This is a genomic window from Pseudomonas sp. 2822-15 (genome assembly GCF_002742515.1).
Taxonomy (GTDB): Bacteria; Pseudomonadota; Gammaproteobacteria; order Pseudomonadales; family Pseudomonadaceae; genus Aquipseudomonas; species Aquipseudomonas salomonii.
This window is the reverse complement of the sequence record NZ_LJRY01000248.1, coordinates 1-246: the sequence shown is the minus strand read 5'-3', so window position 1 is coordinate 246 and position 246 is coordinate 1. Positions and strand designations below refer to the sequence as shown.

Genomic DNA, 246 nt, shown 5'->3' with positions numbered 1-246 from the left:
AAAACTGCTGCTGCAAAACCAGCGGCCAAGCCAGCTGCTAAAACCGCTGCTGCAAAGCCAGCCGCCAAGCCAGCTGCAAAAACTGCTGCTGCGAAACCAGCCGCCAAACCAGCTGCTAAAACTGCTGCTGCAAAGCCAGCGGCTAAGCCAGTTGCAAAAACTGCTGCTGCAAAGCCAGCCGCCAAGCCAGCTGCTAAAACTGCTGCTGCGAAACCAGCGGCCAAGCCAGCTGCTAAAACCGCTGCT

At 57.3% G+C, this 246-nt stretch carries 1 protein-coding gene; it reads left to right on the top strand.

The genetic code is table 11. The features are described from left to right. A partial coding sequence (locus AOA59_RS32735; RefSeq protein ID WP_178076302.1) for a hypothetical protein occupies positions 1-246 on the top strand: 246 nt, incomplete at both ends.